20 protein-coding genes are annotated in these 21,139 nt (G+C 68.0%); 11 read left to right on the top strand and 9 right to left on the bottom strand.

Annotated elements, in window-relative coordinates; genetic code table 11:
* Nucleotides 1-328 precede the first annotated feature (328 nt).
* The 4 genes from ML539_RS13045 to ML539_RS13060 are packed head-to-tail and all read left to right on the top strand — an operon-like array spanning nt 329 to nt 4,949.
* Nucleotides 329-1,108, top strand: coding sequence for a 4Fe-4S dicluster domain-containing protein (locus tag ML539_RS13045; protein WP_243324503.1), 780 nt, complete (start codon nt 329-331; stop codon nt 1,106-1,108).
* Nucleotides 1,105-2,283: an NrfD/PsrC family molybdoenzyme membrane anchor subunit gene (nrfD, locus tag ML539_RS13050; protein ID WP_243324505.1), complete on the top strand. Its 1,179-nt coding sequence runs from the start codon at nt 1,105-1,107 to the stop codon at nt 2,281-2,283. The genes ML539_RS13045 and nrfD overlap by 4 nt, the downstream gene beginning before the upstream one ends.
* Before the next feature lie 2 nt (nt 2,284-2,285).
* Nucleotides 2,286-3,818, top strand: a complete 1,533-nt coding sequence (locus tag ML539_RS13055; RefSeq protein WP_243324507.1) for an ATP-binding protein — start codon at nt 2,286-2,288, stop codon at nt 3,816-3,818.
* 9 nt (nt 3,819-3,827) lie between these two features.
* Nucleotides 3,828-4,949, top strand: coding sequence for a response regulator (locus ML539_RS13060; RefSeq protein WP_243324509.1), 1,122 nt, complete (start codon nt 3,828-3,830; stop codon nt 4,947-4,949).
* A 46-nt stretch (nt 4,950-4,995) separates the two neighbouring features.
* Here ML539_RS13060 and lipA read toward each other — a convergent pair whose 3' ends face one another.
* The gene (gene lipA, locus ML539_RS13065; protein WP_243324511.1) at nt 4,996-5,880 is read right to left on the bottom strand and encodes a lipoyl synthase; all 885 of its coding nucleotides are present in this window, start codon (nt 5,878-5,880) and stop codon (nt 4,996-4,998) included.
* A 50-nt stretch (nt 5,881-5,930) separates the two neighbouring features.
* Here lipA and ML539_RS13070 point away from each other — a divergent pair, with 50 nt between their 5' ends.
* From ML539_RS13070 to ML539_RS13080, 3 genes are read left to right on the top strand one after another with little or no spacing between them, the layout of a single operon-like run.
* A complete protein-coding gene (locus ML539_RS13070; RefSeq protein WP_243324513.1) occupies nt 5,931-6,746 on the top strand; it encodes a segregation/condensation protein A in 816 nt (271 codons plus the stop codon).
* Nucleotides 6,743-7,216 carry a hypothetical protein gene (locus tag ML539_RS13075; protein WP_243324515.1) on the top strand — a complete coding sequence of 158 codons (474 nt, stop codon included), beginning with the start codon at nt 6,743-6,745 and terminating at the stop codon, nt 7,214-7,216. Before ML539_RS13070 ends, ML539_RS13075 begins: the two co-directional genes overlap by 4 nt.
* Nucleotides 7,217-7,265: 49 nt before the next feature.
* A complete protein-coding gene (locus ML539_RS13080; protein WP_243324516.1) occupies nt 7,266-7,769 on the top strand; it encodes an SEL1-like repeat protein in 504 nt (167 codons plus the stop codon).
* Between the two features lie 3 nt (nt 7,770-7,772).
* On the opposite strand, the gene ML539_RS13085 is transcribed toward ML539_RS13080, so the two are convergent.
* The 3 genes from ML539_RS13085 to uvrC form a co-directional block, all read right to left on the bottom strand.
* A complete protein-coding gene (locus tag ML539_RS13085; RefSeq protein WP_243324518.1) occupies nt 7,773-8,684 on the bottom strand; it encodes a YaiO family outer membrane beta-barrel protein in 912 nt (303 codons plus the stop codon).
* Between the two features lie 49 nt (nt 8,685-8,733).
* Nucleotides 8,734-9,009 carry a hypothetical protein gene (locus ML539_RS13090; protein WP_243324520.1) on the bottom strand — a complete coding sequence of 92 codons (276 nt, stop codon included), beginning with the start codon at nt 9,007-9,009 and terminating at the stop codon, nt 8,734-8,736.
* A gap of 103 nt (nt 9,010-9,112) precedes the next feature.
* The gene (uvrC, locus tag ML539_RS13095; RefSeq protein WP_243324521.1) at nt 9,113-10,939 is read right to left on the bottom strand and encodes an excinuclease ABC subunit UvrC; all 1,827 of its coding nucleotides are present in this window, start codon (nt 10,937-10,939) and stop codon (nt 9,113-9,115) included.
* A 67-nt stretch (nt 10,940-11,006) separates the two neighbouring features.
* Between uvrC and ML539_RS13100 the strand changes: the two genes are divergently transcribed.
* The gene (locus ML539_RS13100) at nt 11,007-11,630 is read left to right on the top strand and encodes an MBL fold metallo-hydrolase (protein WP_243324523.1); all 624 of its coding nucleotides are present in this window, start codon (nt 11,007-11,009) and stop codon (nt 11,628-11,630) included.
* A gap of 1 nt (nt 11,631) precedes the next feature.
* Here ML539_RS13100 and ML539_RS13105 read toward each other — a convergent pair whose 3' ends face one another.
* The gene (locus tag ML539_RS13105; RefSeq protein ID WP_243324524.1) at nt 11,632-12,231 is read right to left on the bottom strand and encodes a hypothetical protein; all 600 of its coding nucleotides are present in this window, start codon (nt 12,229-12,231) and stop codon (nt 11,632-11,634) included.
* Between the two features lie 101 nt (nt 12,232-12,332).
* Between ML539_RS13105 and ML539_RS13110 the strand changes: the two genes are divergently transcribed.
* A complete protein-coding gene (locus tag ML539_RS13110; protein ID WP_243324533.1) occupies nt 12,333-13,106 on the top strand; it encodes a slipin family protein in 774 nt (257 codons plus the stop codon).
* On the opposite strand, the gene ML539_RS13115 is transcribed toward ML539_RS13110, so the two are convergent.
* Both ML539_RS13115 and ML539_RS13120 read right to left on the bottom strand, forming a co-directional pair.
* Complete coding sequence (locus tag ML539_RS13115; protein WP_243324535.1) at nt 13,093-15,045, bottom strand: transglutaminase domain-containing protein; 1,953 nt, start codon at nt 15,043-15,045, stop codon at nt 13,093-13,095. The genes ML539_RS13110 and ML539_RS13115 overlap by 14 nt on opposite strands.
* Entirely contained in the window at nt 15,042-16,163 is a 1,122-nt protein-coding gene (locus ML539_RS13120; protein ID WP_243324537.1) for an anhydro-N-acetylmuramic acid kinase, read from the bottom strand. Before ML539_RS13120 ends, ML539_RS13115 begins: the two co-directional genes overlap by 4 nt.
* Nucleotides 16,164-16,232: 69 nt before the next feature.
* On the opposite strand from ML539_RS13120, the gene ML539_RS13125 reads away from it, so the two are divergent.
* Together ML539_RS13125 and ML539_RS13130 are read left to right on the top strand one after the other, a co-directional pair.
* Entirely contained in the window at nt 16,233-16,820 is a 588-nt protein-coding gene (locus ML539_RS13125; protein WP_243324538.1) for a hypothetical protein, read from the top strand.
* 218 nt (nt 16,821-17,038) lie between these two features.
* Nucleotides 17,039-19,762 (top strand): TonB-dependent receptor, encoded by a 2,724-nt coding sequence (locus ML539_RS13130; RefSeq protein ID WP_243324539.1) that lies wholly within the window; start codon nt 17,039-17,041, stop codon nt 19,760-19,762.
* Between the two features lie 53 nt (nt 19,763-19,815).
* On the opposite strand, the gene gatC is transcribed toward ML539_RS13130, so the two are convergent.
* Both gatC and tsaD read right to left on the bottom strand, forming a co-directional pair.
* On the bottom strand, nt 19,816-20,100 hold the full coding sequence (gene gatC, locus ML539_RS13135; protein ID WP_243324541.1) for an Asp-tRNA(Asn)/Glu-tRNA(Gln) amidotransferase subunit GatC: 285 nt from the start codon (nt 20,098-20,100) through the stop codon (nt 19,816-19,818).
* A 1-nt stretch (nt 20,101) separates the two neighbouring features.
* Nucleotides 20,102-21,124 (bottom strand): tRNA (adenosine(37)-N6)-threonylcarbamoyltransferase complex transferase subunit TsaD, encoded by a 1,023-nt coding sequence (tsaD, locus tag ML539_RS13140; protein WP_243324542.1) that lies wholly within the window; start codon nt 21,122-21,124, stop codon nt 20,102-20,104.
* Nucleotides 21,125-21,139: the final 15 nt, after the last annotated feature.

The following is a 21,139-nucleotide window of genomic DNA, read 5'->3' on the forward strand; positions in this document are numbered from 1 at the left end:
TGCGGGGCGTTTCTCGTTTCAGGCCGAAATAAAGGGGACTTTGACGTCCCAAGAACACGTTGCGATGTGACAAAACCCCACCCGCAGGGGGACTGAGGACGGAAGGGGAAAACCTCTCCCGATGGGGTGGGCTGGCGGCAAGATCCAGGCGGCCTAACCCGCGCCGTTCCTGGGAACTGCTTCGCGCAAGCGAGGCTTTTTTCTTATATCAGACAACATCGTCATTTTTAATTGCTACCAAGGGGTTGACTATGATTCCGGCCGAATGGATGCTTCTTCCGAATCCCCGGGAATGTCTCCCGGGCACCTTGAAAAAGCAGGAGAACCCATGGGCATGGGCCTTCTCTTTGACGCCACGCGCTGCATCGGATGCGGCGCCTGCAGCTCCGCCTGCAAGGAGCAGAACAAGCTACCGGGGAAGGTAGAGGAGGTGTTGACGGCCTACACCTGGACCACGGTCCAGGAGCGGGAGGGCCTCAACGTCCGGCGCCTGTGCATGCACTGCGAAGTCCCCACCTGCGCCTCCGTCTGCCCCGTGGGCGCCCTGAAGAAGACGCCGGAAGGCCCCGTGGTCTACGATGCCGAGCGCTGCATGGGCTGCCGCTACTGCATGATGGCCTGCCCCTTCGAGATCCCGAAGTACCAGTGGGACCGCCCCGTGCCCGTGGTCGGCAAGTGCATCATGTGCGCGGGCCGCCTCAAGGAGGGCAAGCCCACCGCCTGTGCGGAGGCCTGCCCGGCGGAGGCCACCATCTTCGGGAAGAAGGAGGACCTGATCTGGGAGGCCCGGACGCGCATCCGCCAGAAGCCCGGCGCCTATGTCGACCACATCTACGGCCTCACGGAGGCCGGTGGAACCTCGGTCCTGATGATCTCCAACGTGCCCTTCGACAAGCTGGGCCTGAAGTCCAACCTGCCCGGGGAGCCCCCGGCCATGAAGACCTGGCAGGTGCTGTCCAACATTCCGGACTTCGTCGCGGTATGGGCCGTCTTCCTCTACGGGGTGCACTGGATCACCGCCAGGCGCGAGGAGGTGGCGAAGGCCGCGGCCAACGGAAACGGGAACGGCCGCAACGGACAAGGCCACGGACGGGAGGACCGGTCATGAACACCACGCTCACCACGCCCGCCACGCTGGCCGGACGCCGGTTCCGCCCTGGCTTCTGGACTGCCGTCTTCGGAGTCCTCTTCCTCGCGTTCTGCACCGTCTCGGTGATCCGCTACACCAAGGGGCTGGGTGCGGTCACCAACCTGAGCGACCAGTTCCCCTGGGGGCTCTGGATCGGCTTCGACCTCCTCTGCGGCGTGGGCCTGGCCGCCGGGGCCTTCACCCTCACGGCGGTGGTCCATCTCTTCAACCTGCGCCGCTACGAACCCATCGTGCGCCCCACCATCCTCACCGGCTTCCTGGGCTACGCCTTCGTGATCGTGGCGCTGCTCCTGGACCTGGGCCAGCCCTGGCGCATCTGGCACGCCATCGTCTACTGGAACACGCACTCGGTCATGTTCGAGGTGGCCTGGTGCGTGATGCTCTATACCACGGTGCTGGCAGTGGAGTTCTCGCCAGTGGTCTTCGAGTACTTCGGCTTCCACGCGCCGGCGAAGTTCATCCACCAGCTCATCACGCCCCTGGTCATCCTCGGCGTGATCCTCTCGACGCTCCATCAGTCCTCGCTGGGATCCCTCTACCTCATCGTTCCCAGCAAGCTGCACCCGCTCTGGTATTCGCCGATGCTGCCGCTGCATTTCTACATTTCGGCCATCGGGGCGGGCATCGGCATGATCGTCCTGGAATCCTACCTCAGCAAGCGGGCCTTCCACCGCCACCTGGAGATGGATCTCCTGGAGCCACTGGCCCGGGGCATGGTGGTGGCGCTCGGCATCTACGGCCTCATGCGGCTCCAGGGGATCGCCCGCAACCATGCGTTCGGAACGATCTTCGACCTCAGCTATGAAGGGCGCATGTTCCTCCTCGAGTTCGCGCTGGGCGTGGTGCTGCCTGTGGTGCTGATGTCCTTCCGGAGGCTGCGCACGAACCCCGATTGGCTGGTGGCGGGCGCCTTCCTCGCGGTGCTCGGGTTCGTCATGAACCGCCTCAACGTGAGCATCACGGGCATGGAGGCGGCTTCCGGCACCCGCTACCTCCCCTCGGCCATGGAGATCACCGTCTCCCTCGGCCTCGTGGCCATCGGCATGGCGGTCTTCGCCTTCGCCGTCCGCACCTTCTCTGTCTTCCCCGAGGGGCCGGTCGCAGGCTCGAAGGAGCTGCCGAGGAGAGGCTAGGCATGCGAACCCGAATCGGCACGCGGCTCGTCCTGGGCGCTGGGCTCGCGACCGCGGTGGTGATCGGAGGCATGGCCTTCGCCGTCCTCCGATCCCACACGGCGCAGCTCCTCGCCGAACGTACCCGCAGCGCCGACCAGCTCAGCGAGACCATCAAGAGCGCCACCCACTTCGACATGCTGGAAAACCGGCGGGAGAACCTGCACCGCCAGATCCGGGCGGTGGGTGATCTGCGCGGGGAGGGCATCCGGAAGGTGCGGGTGTTCAACAAGGAGGGTCGCATCATGTTCTCCTCCGCGGAGGAGGAGATCGGAACCAGCCTGGATATCCGCGGCGAGGCCTGCTACGCGTGCCATGCCGAGGGACGTCCCCTGGAGCGCCTCGGCATCCAGGCCCGGGCCCGCACCTTCCGCGCGCCGGACGGGACACGTGTCCTGGGGCTCATCAACCCAATCCCCAATGAGCCTTCCTGCTCGACGGCGGCCTGCCACGCCCACAGCGCGAAGCAGAGCCTGTTGGGGGTCCTTGATGTGAACGTGTCCCTGGCCGAGGTGGACCGCCAGATCAGCCGCAGCCGGATGCTGATGGGGCTTTCCGCCACCGTGGCCATCCTGGCGGGCGGCCTGATCCTCTGGCTCCTCAACCGGAGCCTGGTGGTCAAGCCCGTGGCGGCCCTCGTGGCGGGGACCCGCCGGGTGGGCGAGGGGGATCTCGGCACCACCATCCCCGTGAGCGGCAACCACGAGCTGGGCGAGCTGGCCGGGGCCTTCAACACCATGTCCCAGCGGCTGGCCGAAACCCAGCGCCAGCTGGCCCAGGCGGACAAGCTGGCCTCCGTGGGCCGGTTGGCCGCCGGGGTGGCCCACGAGATCAACAACCCCCTGACGGGCGTGCTGAGCTACGCCTCCCTGCTCCGCAAGCGGCTGGACGGCGACAAGGAATCCTGCGATGACCTGGATGTGATCGTGCGGGAGACCGTCCGGTGCCGCGGAATCATCCGTGGCCTGCTCGACTTCGCCCGGCCCACCCCGCCCGCCCGCAAGCCCATGGATCTGAACGAGGTGGTTCGGCGGGCTGTGTCCGTGGTGATGACTCAGCTGTCTCTGAACCAGGTGGATCTGTCGCTGGACCTGGCGCCCCAGCTTCCTGTGGTTCACGCGGACGCGAATCAGATCCAGCAGGTGGCCGTGAACCTGCTGCTGAACGCCGGAGACGCCATCAACGGCGACGGCGGCATCATCAAGCTCACCACGCGGGCCGGCTCGGAGGGCTCTGTGGAAATGCTCGTCCAGGACAATGGACGCGGCATTCCGCCGGAAGACCTGCCGCGCATCTTCGAGCCGTTCTACACCACCAAGGGAAGCCATGGCACTGGCCTGGGCCTCGCCGTGAGCTGGGGCATCGTGGAAGCCCACGGTGGAACCCTGGAGGTCCACAGCGGCCCGGGCCAGGGCACCTGCTTCACCCTCCGCATCCCCGCGTCCGCCGGTTCCGGCGAGGGCACCGGCCCATTCCCCATTCCCACCACCACCTAGGAGGTTCCCATGACCGCCCTGCTGATCCTTTTCATGTTCGTCGCCTTCGTGGGCATCGACTTCCTGGTGCGCACGAGCCTCCGCCGCATGCGGGAGAAGCGTGAGCGTCAGGCCCGGGAAGCGGTGCTGAACACCGCCATCCACCTCGACTTCACCTACGAAGCCAAGAGCCTGAAGCGCGTGGAGGTTCCCAATCCCAAGGCCAGGATCCTGGCGGTGGACGATGAGGGCGTGGTGCTCGACTCCTTCCGGCGGATCCTGGTGCTCGAAGGCTTCAGCGTGGACACCGTCGAGCACGGCCCCGAAGCCCTGGGCCTGATCCAGCGCCACGACTACGACTTCCTCTTCACAGACCTCAAGATGCCGGACATGGATGGCGTGGACGTGGTGAAGGCGGCCAAGCATCTCCGGCCAGACCTGGACGTGGTGGTGATCACCGGCTACGGCAGCATCGACACCGCCGTGCAGACCCTCCAGTTCGGGGCCTGCGAGTACGTCCAGAAGCCCTTCACGGCCGACGAACTGGCCGAGTTCGCGAAGAAGATCCTCATCAAGCGGGAGGCCCGCCTCGAGGCGCAGCGACGCCCGAACGTGCGCGTGGTGGCGCCGGAGATGGCCGAGGTCCTGTCCGCCAGCGAGTTCTGCGTGCCCGGCGGCGCGTTCCTGTCCACGGGCCACGCCTGGGTGCGCATCGAGCCCGAGGGGCAGGTCCGCGTGGGCATCGACGACTTCGTGCGGAAGGCCCTCGGCTCGGTGAAGGGCGTGGTGCTTCCAGAACGGGGGAAGACCGTGCGGAAAGGCGACATCCTGTTCACCCTGAAGGGCGCCTCCGGCGAAGTTCACGTGGCCGCGCCGCTCAGCGGCAGCGTCGAGCACCACAATGAGGGCCTTCTCTCCTCGCCTTCCGACCTCATGCACAGCCCCTACGATCGCGGCTGGGTCTGCCTTATGACGCCCAGCGACCTGGCCGGCGAGCTGGCGGCCCTCAAGATCGGGCAGCCCGTCATCGACTGGTACCAGGAAGAGATCACCCGCTTCAGGACCGCGGAGACGCCTCTGGCCGCCGGCACCCTGGATTGGTCCACCTTCGAGAAGCAGTTCCTGGGCCAGGGCGAGCACGCCCCGGTCTGAGCCTCGGCGCCCGCGGGGAGAAGCCTGTCGGGAGAGCTTCGGGGACCTAGCCCTCGAAGCTCTCCTTCGCGTGGTAGCTGGACCGCACGAGCGGGGCGGACTCCACCCGCTGGAAGCCCATCTCCAGGCCCTTCCGGCGGTACAGGTCGAACTCGGCCGGTTCCACGAAGCGGTCCAGGGGCAGGTGCAGCTCCGAAGGGGGAAGATACTGGCCGATGGTGGCGATGTCCACGCGGCTGCGCCGCCAGTCGGCCATCAGCTCGATCACCTGCTCCGGCGTCTCCCCCAGGCCCACCATGATGCCGCTCTTCACGCGCATGGCCGGGGCGTGGACATCACGCCACTCCGCTGTCCGGCGCAGCACCGTGAGGCTCTGGGCGTAGTCGGCGTCCGGCCGCACCCGCCGGTAGAGGTGGGGCACCGTCTCGACGTTGTGGTTCAGCACATCGGGCCGGGCCTCCAGCACCGTGAGCAGGTCCGCCTCGCGGCCGCGGAAGTCGGGGATGAGCACCTCCACCCCACAGTGGGGCGACAGGGTGCGGATCCACTGGATGGTGGCGGCGAAGTGGGCGGAACCCCCGTCCGGAAGGTCGTCCCGGTTCACGGAGGTGACCACCGCGAACTTCAGGCCCAGGCGGGCGACGGCTTCGGCCACGCGCTGGGGCTCCTCCGGGTCCAGCTCGCCCGGGCGGCCCTTGCCCACATTGCAGAAGCCGCAGTGCCGGGTGCAGACGTCGCCCATGAGCATGAAGGTGGCCGTGCGGTGGACGCCCCAGCACTCATGCAGGTTGGGGCAGCGGGCCTCCTCGCAGACCGTCACCAGCCGCTGCTCGCGGATGAGCCCCTCGACCTCCGCCACCACCTCTGGCGCCGGCACGCGGATCTTCAGCCAGTCGGGGCGGGGGCCGGGGAGGACAGGAGGTCGGGCCATAGCTTTCCATTGTCGCTCAAGGGCGCCCGTTGGCGAGGTAGAATGGCCCCATGTCCGACACCCCCCAGGAAGTTCCCGAATCCATGGCTGAAGGTGTGCCTGCGCCGGAGGTTCCAAAAACCTTCGAGCCTCCCAAGGGCTTCGAGACGAAGTTCCGGGGGCTTGCGCTCCATCTGTCGGCCTTCGAAGGCCCGCTGGACCTGCTTCTGCACCTCATCCACGAGCAGAAGCTGGACATCCTGAACCTGCCCATGGCGGAGGTCACGCGGCAGTACATGGAATACCTCAAGCTCATGGAGGAGCTGAACCTGGAGATCGCGGCGGAGTTCGTGGCCATGGCGGCCCAGCTGCTGCAGATCAAGTCCCGGCTCATGCTGCCCCGTCCGCCCCAGGAATCGGGAGAGGAGGATCCCCGCGAGGCGCTGGTGCAGCGCCTGCTGGACTACCAGCAGGTGAAGGCCGCGGCCCAGGCCCTGTCCGAGCGCGAGTCCGACTGGCAGAAGGTGGCCTTCGCCCCGGGCCTGGACCTGGAGGACCACAAGCGCGTGGAGGACGAGCCCATCCGGGCCACGCTGTTCGACCTGCTCGGCGCCTACCGGGAGGCCCTCAAGCGCCTGCTCCCGCCGCCGCCGGTGGAGGTGCGGACCCAGCCCAAGACGCTGGAGCAGCGGGTGATGGAGGTGCTCCGCGATCTCCAGGATGGCCTGTGGAAGCCCTTCCAGGGCCTGCTGGGCCCGGCGCGGACCCGGGAGGAGCTGGTGCTGACCTTTCTGGCCCTTCTGGAGCTGGTGCGGACCGGCCGCATCTCCTTGGTTCAGGGCGAGGCATTCGGGGAGATCCGCGTCAAGGCCTCCGAGGCCGCGTGATCGAGGCGCCCGAGCACCTCCGGATGGCCTGCCGCCAAGCCCGCCTCGTGGGATTGGCCCTCTGCCTCGGCACGCCCATCCTCGTCGGCGCCCTGATCCTGTCCGGTCTCCTGCCGCCCGGGAGCCATCCGCCGGAGGGGACGTATCTCCAGGTGGGCCATCTCTTCACCGGCCTGGTCTTCTTCTCCGCCGCCTGGGTGCTCTGGCGGCGCGGGGCGGTGCTGAAGGCCTTTGCCGGGATTCCCGCTGGGCAGCAGGCCGGCGTGGTCCTCCGGGAAACCCTCCTCTACGCGGCGCTGTTCGAGCTGAGCAGCCTCTACGGACTGGTGTACTGGCTGCTGGTGGGGGCCCACGCCCCGCGGCACGTATTCGGATTCATCGTGCTGTCACCGCTCCTGTTCCTGGCCTTCGCCCCCCGGCTCCGCCACTGGGCGAAACCGCTGGAATCAGGTCCCGGGGGCGGCAAGTGAGCCGCCTGGCATTATCCTGAGTGTCGCCAGTCGAGAGCCAGGGGGGGCCATGAGTGAACACGAGACGCGGCCAGGCCAGGAAGGCGCCCCGGACCAGACCCACAAGCTGGTCCTGCCCATGACGTCCGATCCGGTCCAGCGAACACAGAAGATCTCCATCCAGGCCGGGACCTCCGGGCAGACGCAAGCGCCTGGCGCGCCGGCCAATGCTTCCCGGCCATGGACCTGGAAGCTGCTCTTGGGTTTCGGGGGCATCCTCGCGCTGGGGGGAGCGGCGCTCCTGCTGTCCTCCCGGGGGCCGGAGATCGGGGTACCCAAGCCCCAGGGTGGAGTTCCGGAAGCGGGTGCGCCGGACGCAATCCGGGCCTACATGGATCAGGCCCAGGCCGGTGACGTCCATGCCATGCGGATGCTTGGCGTGATGTACTACTACGGGCTCAACGTGCCGCAGGACCGGGAGAAGGGCCTCCATTGGTACCGCCAGGCGGCGGAGAAAGGCAGTGACGCGGCCCGCGAGGATCTCTCCAGGCTCCAGATGGGGGCCGCGAAGTAGGCCTCAGAAGGTGACCACCACCTGCAGGCTGCCGCCCCAGAAGTGGTAGGTCGAGACCTTTTCGCCCCAGGTGGCTTCCGCCTTCAGGGCCAGGGACGGGCTCAGCGGCCAGTGTCCCGAGAGGCTGGCGAGGCGCTCCTGGGGACGGGCGCCAAGCAGGGAGGTCGCGGCGCCCGTCGTGCCGCCCATCATGGACGACCCGCTGCCGCCATATCCGAACCGTCCTCCGTATCCGCTTCCGCCCGTGGTCATGGCTGTGGTCGTCGAGGCAAGGCCGCCCCCGGAGGCGGTGCTTTCGATGATGCCCCGCCCCCAGGCCAGCCGCAGGTTGTGCCACATGTCGAAATCGTTTCCGCCGAACCTGAGGTTCAGGATGCAGCCGCCATCGGAGTCCCCGTAGGGTTCGTACTGGAGCCGCTGGTACCACACGGAGGCGCTCCAGGACCGGCCCTGGTAGCCGGGGCCCGCCTGGAGCAGCCGGACCTCCTGGTCCCCGTCGAAGCGGCTGAGCGCGCCTGCCAGATCCACCTTCCAACCGTGGGCGACGTCCAGGTGGAAGTCCACGTCCACCCGCCCTCTCGGCAGAATGTCCGTGTTGGTGCCGCCGCTGACGCCCAGGAAGACCGATGAGGCCTTGCCGATGAGCAGGTATTTGCCCGCGGAGAAGAGCGTTCCTTTGCCCTCGGGTCGATCGAACCCCACGGCGGCGAGCTGCCAGGGCCCGCCGCGGGTGGGGTAGATGGTGCCTTCGAGTGTCCAGCCCTTCCACCGGCCGTAGCCATCGGAGAATGCCTGGTCGTACCCGCCCACGGCCACGCGCGTGAGGGTGGTGGGCTGGGGAAGGTCGAAGTCGAGCGGATCTTCCTGGGCAGACAGCCCCAGGCAGGCCAGCAGGAGGAGGACGGGACGCTTCATCATCGGGGCTCCAGGTCTGCGTGGTCAGGTTCGATCATGGTGCGGCCGTTCAGCGTCCCCGGCCACCCCTGCCGGCCGCCCGTCCGGACCTCTGGCCCGTGCCCAGCGCCTGGCCGCAGCTGCCATCGCGCTTGCGGAGCTGATCCCGGGTCTTTGTCTGGTCTCGCGTCTGGTCCCGCGTCTGGTCCCGGTCGCGGGTCTGGGCCTGTGCCTGATCCCGGGCCTGGGAACGGGTCTGTGAGCGGGTCTGGTCCTTCTGAGGTGTCTGGGCCGAGAGGGCGAGGGCCGCGCCGAGTGCCGCGGCCAGGCAGATGGGAGTCTTCATGGGTGCCTCCATGGGGAGGTGCGGACTGGTCCGCACACCTGGAGAGAGGCGCCTTCTTCCATGTTGGTTGAGAGGAATCCACCTGACGTCAGGGTCGATGGAATCAGCCGTTGCCCTGGGGTTGCGCGCGTCTCCACGCCTCGATGCGGCCTGTGGCGGCCGGGCCGACCGCCGCCGCCAAGTCTGTCTCGCTGGCTTCGCGAACTCGCGCGGCACTGCCGAAGGCCTGGAGCAGCTTCTTCGCCGTGGCAGGGCCGATGCCGGGGATCTGCGTCAGCTCCGTCTGGAGCGTGCGCTTGGCCCGCAGGTTCCGGTGGTAGGTGATGGCGAAGCGGTGGGCCTCGTCCCGGATGCGCTGGAGCAGCTGCAGCACGGGCGAGGACTTGGGGATGCGCAGGGGCTCGCTGGAGCCTGGCCGGAAGACCAGCTCCTCCTTCTTGGCGAGGCTGCCCAGCTCCAGCTGGTCGATGCCCAGTTCCTTCAAGGCGGCCTCCGCCGCATGGAGCTGGCCCAGGCCGCCGTCGATGAGCACCAGGTCCGGGAACGCCTGTCCCTCGTCCCGGAGCCGCTTGTAGCGCCGCGTCACCGCCTCATGCATGTTGGCGAAGTCGTCGTTCTGTTCGTTGGTCATCTTGAAGCGTCGGTAGCGGGCCTTGTCGGGAGCGCCGTCAGTGAACACCACGCAGCTGCCCACCACCTCGCGGCCTTGGCCGTGGCTGATGTCGAAGCACTCCATGCGCCGGGGCAGGTGGCTGAGGCCCAGGAAGGCCTGCAGGCCCTCGAGCACGGCCTCGTTGAGGCGCGCCGGCTCGAACTTGCGCTCCAGGGCCAGGCGGGCGTTCTCCTGGGCCATGGCCAGCAGGTCCACCTTCTCGCCCTTCTTTGGAACGGTGATCTGGGGACGGCTGCCCCGCATGCCGCCCAGCCAGTCCCGCAGGAGCTCGGCGTCCTCCGGCTCCACTTCCGCCAGGATGCGGCCGGGGACGGGATCGGCGCTGTAGACGCGCTGGAGCACCTGGGCCAGCACAGCGCCGTCGAAGGTCTCGACCTCATTCAGCACATACTCCTGGCGCCCCATCATGCGGCCGTCCCGCAGCATGAGGCGGTGGACGCAGGCTCGGCCGTCCAGCACGGCGCTGCCGTACACATCCAGGTCCTCCAGGTTCGGGCTGGCGGCTTTCTGGCGGGTGAACCAGGCATCCACCTGCTGGAGGGCGTCCCGGTGCTGGGCGGCCTGCTCGAAGGCGGCGGCCTCCGCGGCCTTCCACATGGCGGCCTCCAGCCGCGCCTTCAGCTCATCGCGTTTGCCTTCGAGGAACAGCCGCGCCTCCCTGGCCTGCTCCCGGTAGGCCTCCTGGCTCACGGCGGCGATGCAGGGGGCCGTGCAGCGGTGAAGCTGGTACTTCAGGCAGGCCCGGCCCCGCTTACCGTCGATCTCGATGTCGCAGTCGCGGATCTGGAAGAAGCGGTACACCAGCTCCGCCGTGCGGTAGGCCGTGCTGGCCGGGAAGAAGGGGCCGTAGTAGAGGCCGCCGTCCTTCCGCACCTTCCGCGTGACGAAGACCTTGGGGAACGCCTCCTTCCAGGTGAGCTTCACGTAGGGGTAGCTCTTGTCGTCGCGCAGCAGGATGTTGAAGGGGGGCAGATGCTCGTTGATGAGGTTGTTCTCCAGCACCAGGGCCTCGAGCTCCGTCTCGCAGACGATGAACTCCAGGTCCCAGATGCGGGCCACGAGGCGGCGGGTCTTGGCGTCCAGGTGCTTGTTCTGGAAGTAGGACTTCACCCGGTTCCGCAGCACCTTGGCCTTGCCGATGTAGAGCAGGGCCCCCTTCTGGTCGCGGTAGAGGTAGCACCCGGGACGCAGGGGCAGGTCCGACAGCTTGCGCTGGAGGGCGGGAGACTTGTCGAGGTTGTTCCGGATGGCGGCCACGGTTCAGTGTAGCTGTCAGCTCTCCGCTATCAGCTGTCGGCGAGGGCGGATCTGGGACAATGGGGGGATGCTGAACCTCGAGACCTTCCCCGTGGGCCCGCTGGGCTGCAACTGCTCTCTGCTGTGGGACCCCGACACCGGCCGGGGCGTGGTGGTGGACCCGGGCGGGGACGGCGCGAAAATCCGGAAGCGCGTGGAGGCCCTGGGCTTCCGGGTGACCGCCCTCCTGCACACCCACGCCCACTTCGACCACGTGGGCGCCACCAAGGAACTGCAGGACCTCTGGCAGTGCCCCGCCCACCTGCACGGGGACGATACCTTCCTCATCGAGGCCCTGGCCCAGCAGACGTCGATGTTCGGGATGCCGGCCATCCCTCAGCCCGAGATGACAGGCCTGAACGCCGGGGACCGGCACATGGACCTCGACACCCTGCACACCCCGGGCCACACGCCGGGTTCCTGCTGCTTCCACGGCACCTTCGAGATGGGTCAGGTGCTGCTGGCCGGCGATACCCTCTTCCGGGGCGGCGTAGGCCGCACGGATCTCTGGGGTGGGAACTGGGACGCGCTGGAGCAGAGCATCCGGCGCGAACTCTACGTCCTGGACGGCGCCACGCTGGTGATCCCGGGACACGGGCCCGCCACTACCCTGGGCGAAGAGGCGGCGAGCAATCCCTTCGTTCGGAAATAGGCTATCGGCCGAACCGGAAGACGGCGCTCACGGCGAGCCAGCTGATCGAGTCCATGCCCAGGCCGTCGGCCCCGTTCTTCTCCACCGACACGCTGTTGAGGTGACCCTCGAGGCTGAAGACGCGGGAGAAGGTGTAGCCCCCTCCGATGCGGACGCCGATGCGGCCGGACTGGTTGGCCTCCACATCCGGGAACCCCGCGAGTTCGTAGGTGGCCTTCACCTTGTTCACGTTCAGGCCCACCAGGAAGTAGCCTCCCAGGGACGGCGAGATGGCGTTGAAGACGTAGTCGGCTCCGAACTGGGCCACGCCGAACCGGTTCTGCTGGGTGTTCCCGAAGATCGTCTGCTCCTTGCTCGCGAACCCGTTCGCGTTGAGGACCAGGCGCATCTGGTGGTGCTGGGTGAAGTTGAAGTCGATGTGCCCCCCGAAGTGGACGCCGAGGCCCTGGTTGGCGCCGAGGTAGTAGCCCCCCTCCTTCTTGTCGGCGAAGTCGCCGACGGGGAAGCCGAGGCCCGCCTGCAGCCCTCCGTTCAAGGTGGTGGACTGGGCGATCAGGCCGGTTCCGGCCGCGAGCAGGAGCGCCAGGATCTTCGCGTTCATACACCCTCCTGGAAGAAACCGCCCAAAGGATAGCCGAGAAGCGGGTTGTCTTTCCCGGCTTTCTCTGGTGGCATGATGGGCATCCCCCCCGGAGGTCCTCGATGCCAGAACTCCTCGCCACGTCGTTCGGCTGCTTCGGCCCGATCGCGCTCGTCCTGCTGATCTACTTCTTCGCCTGCCTCAAGGTGGTGAACGAGTACGAGCGGCTGGTGGTCTTCACCCTCGGCAAGGTGGAGGACCGGCCCAAGGGTCCCGGCCTCTGCTTCGTGTGGCGGCCCTTCCAGACGGCCGTGACCGTCAGCCTGCGAACCGTCGTGATGGACGTGCCCAGCCAGGATATCATCACCCGCGACAACGTGAGCCTGAAGGTGAGCGCCGTCGTCTACTTCAAGGTGCTGGATCCCAAGGCGGCCATCGTGGGCGTGGAGAACTACTACTACGCCACCAGCCAGATGGCCCAGACCACGCTGCGCAGCATCCTGGGCGAGGTCACGCTGGACGAGCTGCTGGCGGACCGCGAGAAGCTGAGCCAGCGCCTGCGGGAGATCATCGATCACTCCACCGAGCCCTGGGGCATCGAGGTCACCAGTGTGGAGCTGAAGAGCGTGGACCTGCCCGAGCAGATCCAGCGCGCCATGGGCAAGCAGGCCGAGGCGGAGCGCGAGAAGCGGGCGAAGATCATCGCCGCGCAGGGCGAGCTCATGGCCAGCCAGCAGCTCCTGGAGGCCGCCAACAAGATCAGCGAGAACCCCACGGCCATCCAGATGCGCTACCTGCAGACCCTCGCGGAGATCGCCACGGAGAAGAACAGCACCATCGTCTTCCCGCTGCCCATGGAGTTCATGAAGGCCTTCGAGAAGTTCACGAAGAGCTAGGTCGTTTCCAATTCCGCCAGGCCGCGGCCTCCGCCTTCGCCAGGGCGGAGGCCGCGCCGTTCCGGCCGCCGTAGGCCTCGGCATCCACCCGGTTGGCGAGCTCCATCAGGGCCCTGGAACGCTCGGGTCGCAGGGCGCCGAGCCGCAGCAGCCACGCCCTGGCCGTCTCTCCAGCCAAGGGGGCGGCCACGCGCCGGGTCCGGGCCAGCAGGGGACGCAGGGCCCGGACAGCTCCTGGGCCCGCTGGCGCGGGTCGCCAGAGCCGCCGCGTCCGCCAGGCGATCCAGGCGGCGGCCGCCAGGGCGAGGCCCCAGGACAGGCGGGCGGGGGGAGCCTTCCAGCGCCACTCCCAGCCCTGGACCCGCGCCTGGATCCAGGAGAGGCCCGCCACCTGGTCCTGGTCGGAGAATCGCACCACATGGCGGTCCCACTCGTAGCGCAGCGTGTCGAGCCAGCGCGAGAGGAAGCCGAGGCTGTGCGGACCTTCCCGGGGATCCAGGCCCGCGGCGGCCGGCGTGGGATCGGCCACATGCCAGCGGCCCTGATCCCAGTACTCCACCCAGCTGTGAGCCTGGTCCTGGCTCACGCGGAAGTAGCCGCCCTCGGGAATCCAGGGGCCCAGGCGGAAGCCGTTCACGACCCGGGCGGGCACGCCCCGGGCCCGCAGCATCAGGGCCATGGCCGAGGCGAAGTACTCGCAGTGGCCAGCCTGGGTGCGGTCCAGGAAATCCTCCAGAGGATTTGCCGCCCGGCCGGAGGGATTGTCCAAGGTATAGCGGAATCCGCGCAGGGATCGCTCCAGGGTCTGGGCCAGCTCCGGCGTGGGCAGGATGCCCGGCGCCAGGCGCAGGCTCCAGCGCCGGGCGGCCTCATGTTCGGGGCCCAACTCAAGCAGGTGCTCCAGCCGCCGGGAGGACAGGACCGTCTCCGCCGGGCCGGCGTTTCCCGGACTCCAGGTCACCGCCAGGGGCATGGGGCTGGTCCGGGGGAACCGCCAGCGGAGGCTGCCCCCTCCCCCGCGGCGAAGGGGCGTGTCAGGGGCCAGACCCGTGGTTCCGTAGGGCAGGGTGAGGATGCCCTGGGCGCTGGGATAGAACAGGAACTCCGCCTGTCTGGCGCCGGCTCCACCCTGGGGGCTTCTCCCACCGGCGGGTGTCAGGTCCCAGACGCTCCAGCGCGGGCCCTGGACCGTCTCCAGGGCCAGGCCGCGCAACAGGTCCAATCCAGGCACGGTCGCCGGATCCGTGCCGGAAGGCGGAGCGATGCGCAGGACCACCTCGGGATTGGGTTCGATGGGGCCGCCGCCGGCCAGGTCCAACTGGTCGCCGAAACCCGCCCGGCCTGCGGCCGCCGCGGTTCCCATGAACGCCGCGTGACGAAACCCGGCTTGGAGGCGTGGAAGGATGAGGAAGAAGGCGGCGCCGATCAGCAGCGTCGCGCCGATCCAGCCGGGGATGCGGGCATAGGGCGGCGGGGAGAGCACGCCCCGGCGCAGGCTGGCGGAGCCCTCCCAGCTCTGCTGGAGCAGGGCGGCGGCGGCTGATCCCAGCCAGAGCAGGGCCCAGGCCAGGAACACCAGATCCGTGGTGCTGACGGCCGTCGTGAGGAAGAGCAGGAACCCCATGAGCACCAGCTGGCGGCGCTGCGGCAGCCCTCTGGGCAGGATCAGCCTCATGCCAGCCAGCACGAACAGGGTGTGGATGGCCACCGGGAAGATGCCTCGGCCCCGGGCGAGATCGGCCAGGAAGAAGACCAGGGCACCAACCTCCAGCCAGCGTTGGTGCCGGCCCAGGTCCCAGCGCAGGGTCTCCACCACGGCCGCCGCCCCCAGGGGCAGGGCCATGACCGCCAGCTCGCCGGGCTCGTAGATGTCCGTGGACACGGCCGCGCCGAAGGCCACCCAGAGAGGCAGGTGGTCGACCCAGCGGGCGAGCCTCACGGCCAGACCCAGCTGCCGAGCGCCACAGGCCGCGCGGCGCCGGTCACCTCCGGCAGGTTCCCGGGCAGACCCAGGGCGCTGGCCGCGCCCAGGAGGGCCCAGCTCACGGCCTCCCGGGCGCCGGAGGGGAAGGCCGCGTCGTCTACGAGAGGCAGCGGCAGGCGCGAGGCCAGCTCCGCGCGAAGGCGGCCGTGCAGGGCCCCGCCGCCGCTCACCAGGCCGCGGGTATCCGGCGTGAACGGGGCCAGACGCGTCGCTTCGCGGGCCACGGCCTCGGCGCTGAAGGCGGCGAGCGTGGCCAAGCGATCCGCCATTGGAAGGGATTCCAGTCTCCCGGTTTCAGCCTCGAGCCAGGCGTCGCCGAAGACCTCCCGCCCGGTGGACTTGGGAGGCACCGCCTGGAAGTGCGGATGCGACAGCCACCGTTCCAGCAGGCCGGTGTGCACCGTTCCGGTGGCCGCGGCACCTCCGGGATCGAAGGCCTGGCCGAGCCAGCGCCGGGCCGCGAGGTCCAGGAGGGACATGCCCGGACCCGTGTCCCAGGCCTGGAGACGGTGGCCGTCCCAGTAGGCCAGGTTGGCGATGCCGCCCAGGTTCAGGGCCAGCCAGGGTTCGGGACCCCGCAGCCAACGCTCGGGCAGGGGCACCAGCGGAGCGCCCTGGCCGCCCAGGGCCATGTCGCGGCGGCGAAGGTCCCACACCACAGGGCATCCCAGTACCTCAGTCAGCACGTAGGGGTCCGCCAACTGGAGGGTGGCACCTTCCGCAGGCCGGTGTTGGACAGTCTGGCCGTGAAGGGAAGCCAGGTCGGGAACCAGGTTCAATCCGGCGCAGAGATCCGCCGCGGCACGGGCGTGGTGGTCCCCCAGGCGCCGCTGGAGGATGCAAAGCTCCGCGGGAGCCAGTCGGTTCGAGGCAGCTGCGAGGATTGCGGTTTTCAGTCCTTCGGAATAGGGTTCCGCCCGATGGCCCAGGAGGGCGCGGAAGGGCCGCCCGGCTTCGAAGCCCCTGGGGTCCACCTCCACCGCCGCCACATCCACGCCGTCGGCGCTGGTGCCGGACATGAGGCCCAGCACACGCCAGGGGCGGTCCTCCGGGAGCGGGATGCGGGAACGCATGATGCTGATCATGCCAGCAAGTACCCCCTGGGGTTTCGAGGTACCCTTAAGGTTCCCCGGGGGTTCCCCATGTTCTGGATCATCCTCATCATCGGCATCGTGCTCTTCTTCGTCCTCCGCGGGAAGAAGGACCGCCCCGAGCAGCTTGGCGCCTCCCGTCGGGCTCTCCCGACCGCGCCGCTGGAACCGCACACCTTTCCGTGTCCTTATCCCAAGTGCCCCGCCTGCGGCGCCACGGGCGACAAGATGGTCCAGGAATGGGATGGCCTCCGCGCCGTGAAGTGGACCTGCGGCTACTGCGGCGCCCTGGCCGGGGTGCAGACCCTGAAGGACGAGGAGCTGCCCCCCTCCGCGCGACGGCGCCTGGGCCTGGATGCGCCCATGCAGGGAGCGGCCCCCATGCAGCAGGGCGGCTATGGCCAGCCGGGCGGTGGCATGGGCGGGCTACTCACCGGCATGATGATCGGGAGCATGATGGGCGGCGGAAACCACCACCATCACGACGGGCAGAGCGGCGATGATGGCTGGGGCGGCGGCGCTTCCGGCGGCGGCTCCAGCGACTGGGGCGAGTCGAGCGGGGGCGACTGGGGCGACTCCGGTGGCGGAAGCGACTGGGGCGGTGGGGATTCCGGCGGCGACTCCGGTGGTGATTGGTAATAGGGAACTCAGGATCAGGGCACGGGAATCTGGGCGGTCAGGTTGGCTGATCTTGTCTTGATTCAGCTAGATACCTGTATCGACATAAATGATGATCATTGTATCGTTAATGAGTGCCGTGGAAATTTTCCTTGATGCAGACATTCAAATGTCCATGATGAAGCCACTTCTTTTTTGAACCTGGCCATCCGATGGTGGCCATTCCTTTTGGAGCGGCCATGGCCAGCCGTCGCATGCGCTATCTGACCCTGCTTCTAGCCTCCGGAGCCGTTCTCTCGGCCCAGACCACGGGGTCCCTGCAGGGGCGCGTGATGGATCCGAAGGGACGGCCGGTCGTCGGCGCCACCGTGTCCGTCAGCGGGGCGGGGATCCAGGGAGGCCGCTCCACCACCACCGATGAATCCGGCACCTATCGCATCGGCCTGCTGCCCCCGGGACTTTGCACCATCACCGCCACCAAGGAAGGCCTGAACGCCGCGAAGGCGCAGATCCAGGTCGGCCTGGACCGCACGGCCACGGTCGATATGACGCTGAAATCCGTCGCAGCGGCGACCGTGGAAGTGACGGACGCTCCCGCGACCGTGGATCTGAAGGCCACCACCGCCGGGAGCAACTTCACCAGTGAGGCCATCCTGAAGCTGCCCACCACCCGCGACTTCGCCAATGTGGCGCTGCTCGCGCCCGGCGTATCCCAGGACAACGTGGGCTTCAAGGTCTACGGATCCTCCGGGGCCGAGAACAACTTCGTGGTGGATGGCATCAACACCACCAACGTGGAGTTCGGCACCCAGGGCAAGAAGATCCCCCAGGAGTTCGTCCAGGAATTCCAGGTCAAGACCGGGGGGTACGAGGCGGAATACGGCAAGGCCACCGGCGGCATCATCAATGTCATCACCAAGTCGGGCGGCAACGAATTTTCGGGGGACGTGTTCGCCTATTCCGAGGGACGGGCCTTCAAGAGCGGGAACCGGCACACGGACGACGCCAACCTCCGCCTGAAGCCCCTGCTCCTGGAGAACCGCACCTCTGAATTCGGCTTCGACATCGGCGGCCCGATCATCAAGGACAAGCTCTGGTTCTTCGCCGCCTATGACCGGCGCACCAACTCCCAGGAATCCCAGGTGCGGGTGCCGGGGCCGGATTATGGATTGAAGGCTCCCACGGACTCCACCCGCGACCTGTACGCCCTGAAGCTCACCTGGCGACTCGCCGAAAACCAGACCCTCATCGCCTCGATCCTCGGCGACCCCGAGAAGGTCACGGGGGCTGTGAAGGATCCCCAGGGTCCCTCAACCACCTGGGATGGCGAGCGGAAGATCGGTGGCACGGACCTGAGCCTGCGCTATGAGCTGACCGGCCAGTCCTGGTTCGTGCAGCTCCAGGCCAGCCAGCACGAGGAGAAGAATTCCGTCCTGCCCACGGGCGCCGGAGCCACGCTCATCCAGACCGTGGACAACACCACCCAGCGGAACAGCGGCGGGTTCGGCCGCTACGACGACAAGGACTTCACCCGCACCAATGTCTCGGGTTCGCTCACCTGGTACCTCGGGCCGCACGAGCTCAAGGGCGGGTTCGACCTCCAGACCGACAAGGCCACCATCCACCGCGGGTATTCGGGCGGCCAGCAGGTCACGGATTACGGCAACGGCACCTATTCCCACTACTACTGGACCGTCGCCGGCGCGGACGTGAACAACGCGCCCAGCATCATCTTCAACGCCTCCCCGAAGCACGAGAGCGCGGGCTACTTCGTCCAGGACAAGTGGTCCGCCACCCCGGCCCTCACCTTCAACCTGGGCGTCCGCCTCGACACCACCAAGATCAAGGACCAGCACGGGGCCACCAAGATCGACCTGAAGGATCAGTGGGCCCCCCGGCTGGGCGTCATCTGGGACTGGGCCGGGAAGGGGCAGGACAAAGTCTATGTGAGCCTGTCACGGTTCTACGAGCAGGTGCCCCTCGATCTCGTCATCCGCTCCTTCAGTGACGAGAGCAATCCCACGATCTTCAACTTCAGCCCCACCAGCCTGGTCCCGGACCCCGCCGCGGGCACCAGCTCCATCGTCGGGTCGTACATCGAGCCGGTGGATCCCGATCTCAAGGGCCAGTACTCGGATGAGCTCATTCTGGGGGCCGAGACGACCGTGGCCGCCAACTACGTCCTCGGAGCCAAGTACATCCGCCGCTACGTGGGGCGGGCCATCGAGGACTCCCTCGATGTGAACAGCCCCCTGGGCGACTACTTCATCATGAACCCCGGAACCAGCCAAACCGGCAAGCAGTACCCCCGGGCCACCCGCGACTACAAGGGCGTGGAAGTCAGCGTGCAGCGGAAGTTCGCGGACCACTACACGTGGCAGGCCTCGTACCTCTGGAGCAAGCTGGACGGCAACTACGAGGGCGCCTACCAGGGGGTCGGCGGACCGGATGGGACCGGGCAGCTGGACCCAAACATCAACTCGGCCTTCGATGAGCCCGCCTTCATGGTCAACAGCGAGGGACGGCTCAGTGGCGACCGCACCCATCAGGTCAAGGCGAACGGCTACTACGAATGGGACTTCGGCCTCAGCCTCGGCGCCTCGTTCACTTACGCCACGGGCACCCCGGTCAACCGCCTCGGCTTCGCGGACCAGGTGCAGCCCTTCCCCTACACCCGGTACGAGCTCTTCCTCACGCCTCGCGGATCCGAAGGGCGCACCCCGAACACCAGCCGCCTGGATCTGAACCTCGGCTACACCTTCAAGATCGTCGGTAAGCAGCAGGTGCGCCTCTCGCTCGACGTCACCAATGTGCTCAACAGCCAGAGCGCCACCGCTCTGGACCAGCGTTACGATTTCACAGGTGATCCGAACGTGCCTAACCGACTCAACCCCGACTTCAAGGCCCCCACCACCTTCCAGGCGCCGCGCTCGGTCCGTTTCGGTGTCCGCTACAGCTTCTGATTTCTCTTCCAGCTGATGGGAAACGGCTCCTCGGGGCCGTTTCCTTGCTTAAGTCAGAGGACTTTCGGCACGACGAAGTGCCCCCAGTCCTGTTCCGGCGCGTTGGCCAGGGCCTGGGCCTGCGTGAACGTGTCCCGCGGTTCGTCCTCGCGGCGGGGCAGGGGGTGGGCCAGGGCCTGGAACATCGGTTCCACGTCATCCAGCGGAAGGTCATCCAGGCTGGCCGCATGGGAGAGCATGCGGGCCATGGCCACCCGCATGGGCTCGATCTCCTCCTCCCGCAGGCTCAGGTGGGCCAGGGCGGCGCAGCGCAGCACATCTTCGCGGGTGACGTCCATGTCAGGCTCCGAGTTTGAGGTCCGCGTCGGCGTTCTGGATCCAGGGCTCGGTGTCCGGCTCCAGCAGGGCGCCCGCGGCGGCGATCATGGCGCCGTTGTCCGTGCAGAGGCGCGGTTCGGGGATGGCCAGGGTCAGGCCGGCCCGGGCGGCCAGGACCGCGGCGTCGGCGCGCAGCCTCGAGTTGCAGGCCACGCCGCCGCTGATCACGAGGCTCCGGGCGCCATGCTCTTCGGCCAGCGCGGGCACGGGCTTCAGCAGCCAGGTGCTGATGGCCTCCTGAAGGCTGCGGCAGAGGCCTTGGACATCAGAATCATCAGCGCCCGCCGCGGCCAGGCGCGGGTTTCGCTCCACCCGCAGCTTCACGGCGGTCTTCAGGCCCGAGAAGCTCCAGGAGGCCTTGCCGTCGCGGAACTTCGGCGGCGTGAAGGGATCCGCGGCCTTATTCGCGGTGCGGGCGCAGGCGTCCACCACCGGGCCGCCGGGATAGCCCAGGTTCAGCATGCGGGCGGCCTTGTCGAAGGCCTCGCCCGCCGCGTCATCCCGCGTTTTCTGGAGAAGCTGGAGCGAGGTCCAGTCCTTTGCCAGGTAGAGGTGGGTGTGCCCGCCGGAAACCAGCAGCACCAGGGCCGGAAACGGCAGGTCGGGCGCGGAGAAGCGGGCGGCGTTCAAGTGCCCCAGCAGGTGGTGGACCCCCACCCATGGGATTCCTTCCTGCCAGGCCAGGGCCTTGCTGGCGCTGAAGGTGGCCAGCAGGCTGCCCACCAAGCCGGGCCCGCGGGTGACGGCGATGCGGTCGAGATCCTTCAGCCCGATTCCGGCCTGCGCCACCGCCTCGGCCATGACCGCGCGCACCTGCAGCAGGTGCTCTCGCGCGGCGAGTTCGGGCACCACGCCGCCGAAGGGGCCGTGGATGGCGTCCTGGCTCTCCCGCACCAACGATTTCAGCACCGGACCCGCGGCCGTCTCCTCCACCACCGCGGCGGAGCAGTCGTCGCAGGAGGATTCCAGGCCGAGGACCAGCATCCGGATAGTGTAACT

This window comes from Geothrix sp. SG200 (assembly GCF_022808935.1).
Taxonomy (GTDB): domain Bacteria; phylum Acidobacteriota; class Holophagae; order Holophagales; family Holophagaceae; genus Geothrix; species Geothrix alkalitolerans.

Bases quoted from the DNA above. Each gene is read 5' to 3' on its own strand.
- ML539_RS13090 (WP_243324520.1), bottom strand. From the start codon at position 9,009: ATGAAGACTCCCATCTGCCTGGCCGCGGCACTCGGCGCGGCCCTCGCC.
- ML539_RS13055 (WP_243324507.1), top strand. From the start codon at position 2,286: ATGCGAACCCGAATCGGCACGCGGCTCGTCCTGGGCGCTGGGCTCGCG.
- nrfD (WP_243324505.1), top strand. From the start codon at position 1,105: ATGAACACCACGCTCACCACGCCCGCCACGCTGGCCGGACGCCGGTTC.
- ML539_RS13130 (WP_243324539.1), top strand. From the start codon at position 17,039: ATGGCCAGCCGTCGCATGCGCTATCTGACCCTGCTTCTAGCCTCCGGA.
- ML539_RS13070 (WP_243324513.1), top strand. From the start codon at position 5,931: ATGTCCGACACCCCCCAGGAAGTTCCCGAATCCATGGCTGAAGGTGTG.
- ML539_RS13120 (WP_243324537.1), bottom strand. From the start codon at position 16,163: ATGCGTTCCCGCATCCCGCTCCCGGAGGACCGCCCCTGGCGTGTGCTG.
- tsaD (WP_243324542.1), bottom strand. From the start codon at position 21,124: ATGCTGGTCCTCGGCCTGGAATCCTCCTGCGACGACTGCTCCGCCGCG.
- ML539_RS13080 (WP_243324516.1), top strand. From the start codon at position 7,266: ATGAGTGAACACGAGACGCGGCCAGGCCAGGAAGGCGCCCCGGACCAG.
- ML539_RS13125 (WP_243324538.1), top strand. From the start codon at position 16,233: ATGTTCTGGATCATCCTCATCATCGGCATCGTGCTCTTCTTCGTCCTC.
- ML539_RS13085 (WP_243324518.1), bottom strand. From the start codon at position 8,684: ATGAAGCGTCCCGTCCTCCTCCTGCTGGCCTGCCTGGGGCTGTCTGCC.
- ML539_RS13045 (WP_243324503.1), top strand. From the start codon at position 329: ATGGGCATGGGCCTTCTCTTTGACGCCACGCGCTGCATCGGATGCGGC.
- ML539_RS13110 (WP_243324533.1), top strand. From the start codon at position 12,333: ATGCCAGAACTCCTCGCCACGTCGTTCGGCTGCTTCGGCCCGATCGCG.
- ML539_RS13060 (WP_243324509.1), top strand. From the start codon at position 3,828: ATGACCGCCCTGCTGATCCTTTTCATGTTCGTCGCCTTCGTGGGCATC.
- ML539_RS13105 (WP_243324524.1), bottom strand. From the start codon at position 12,231: ATGAACGCGAAGATCCTGGCGCTCCTGCTCGCGGCCGGAACCGGCCTG.
- ML539_RS13100 (WP_243324523.1), top strand. From the start codon at position 11,007: ATGCTGAACCTCGAGACCTTCCCCGTGGGCCCGCTGGGCTGCAACTGC.
- gatC (WP_243324541.1), bottom strand. From the start codon at position 20,100: ATGGACGTCACCCGCGAAGATGTGCTGCGCTGCGCCGCCCTGGCCCAC.
- lipA (WP_243324511.1), bottom strand. From the start codon at position 5,880: ATGGCCCGACCTCCTGTCCTCCCCGGCCCCCGCCCCGACTGGCTGAAG.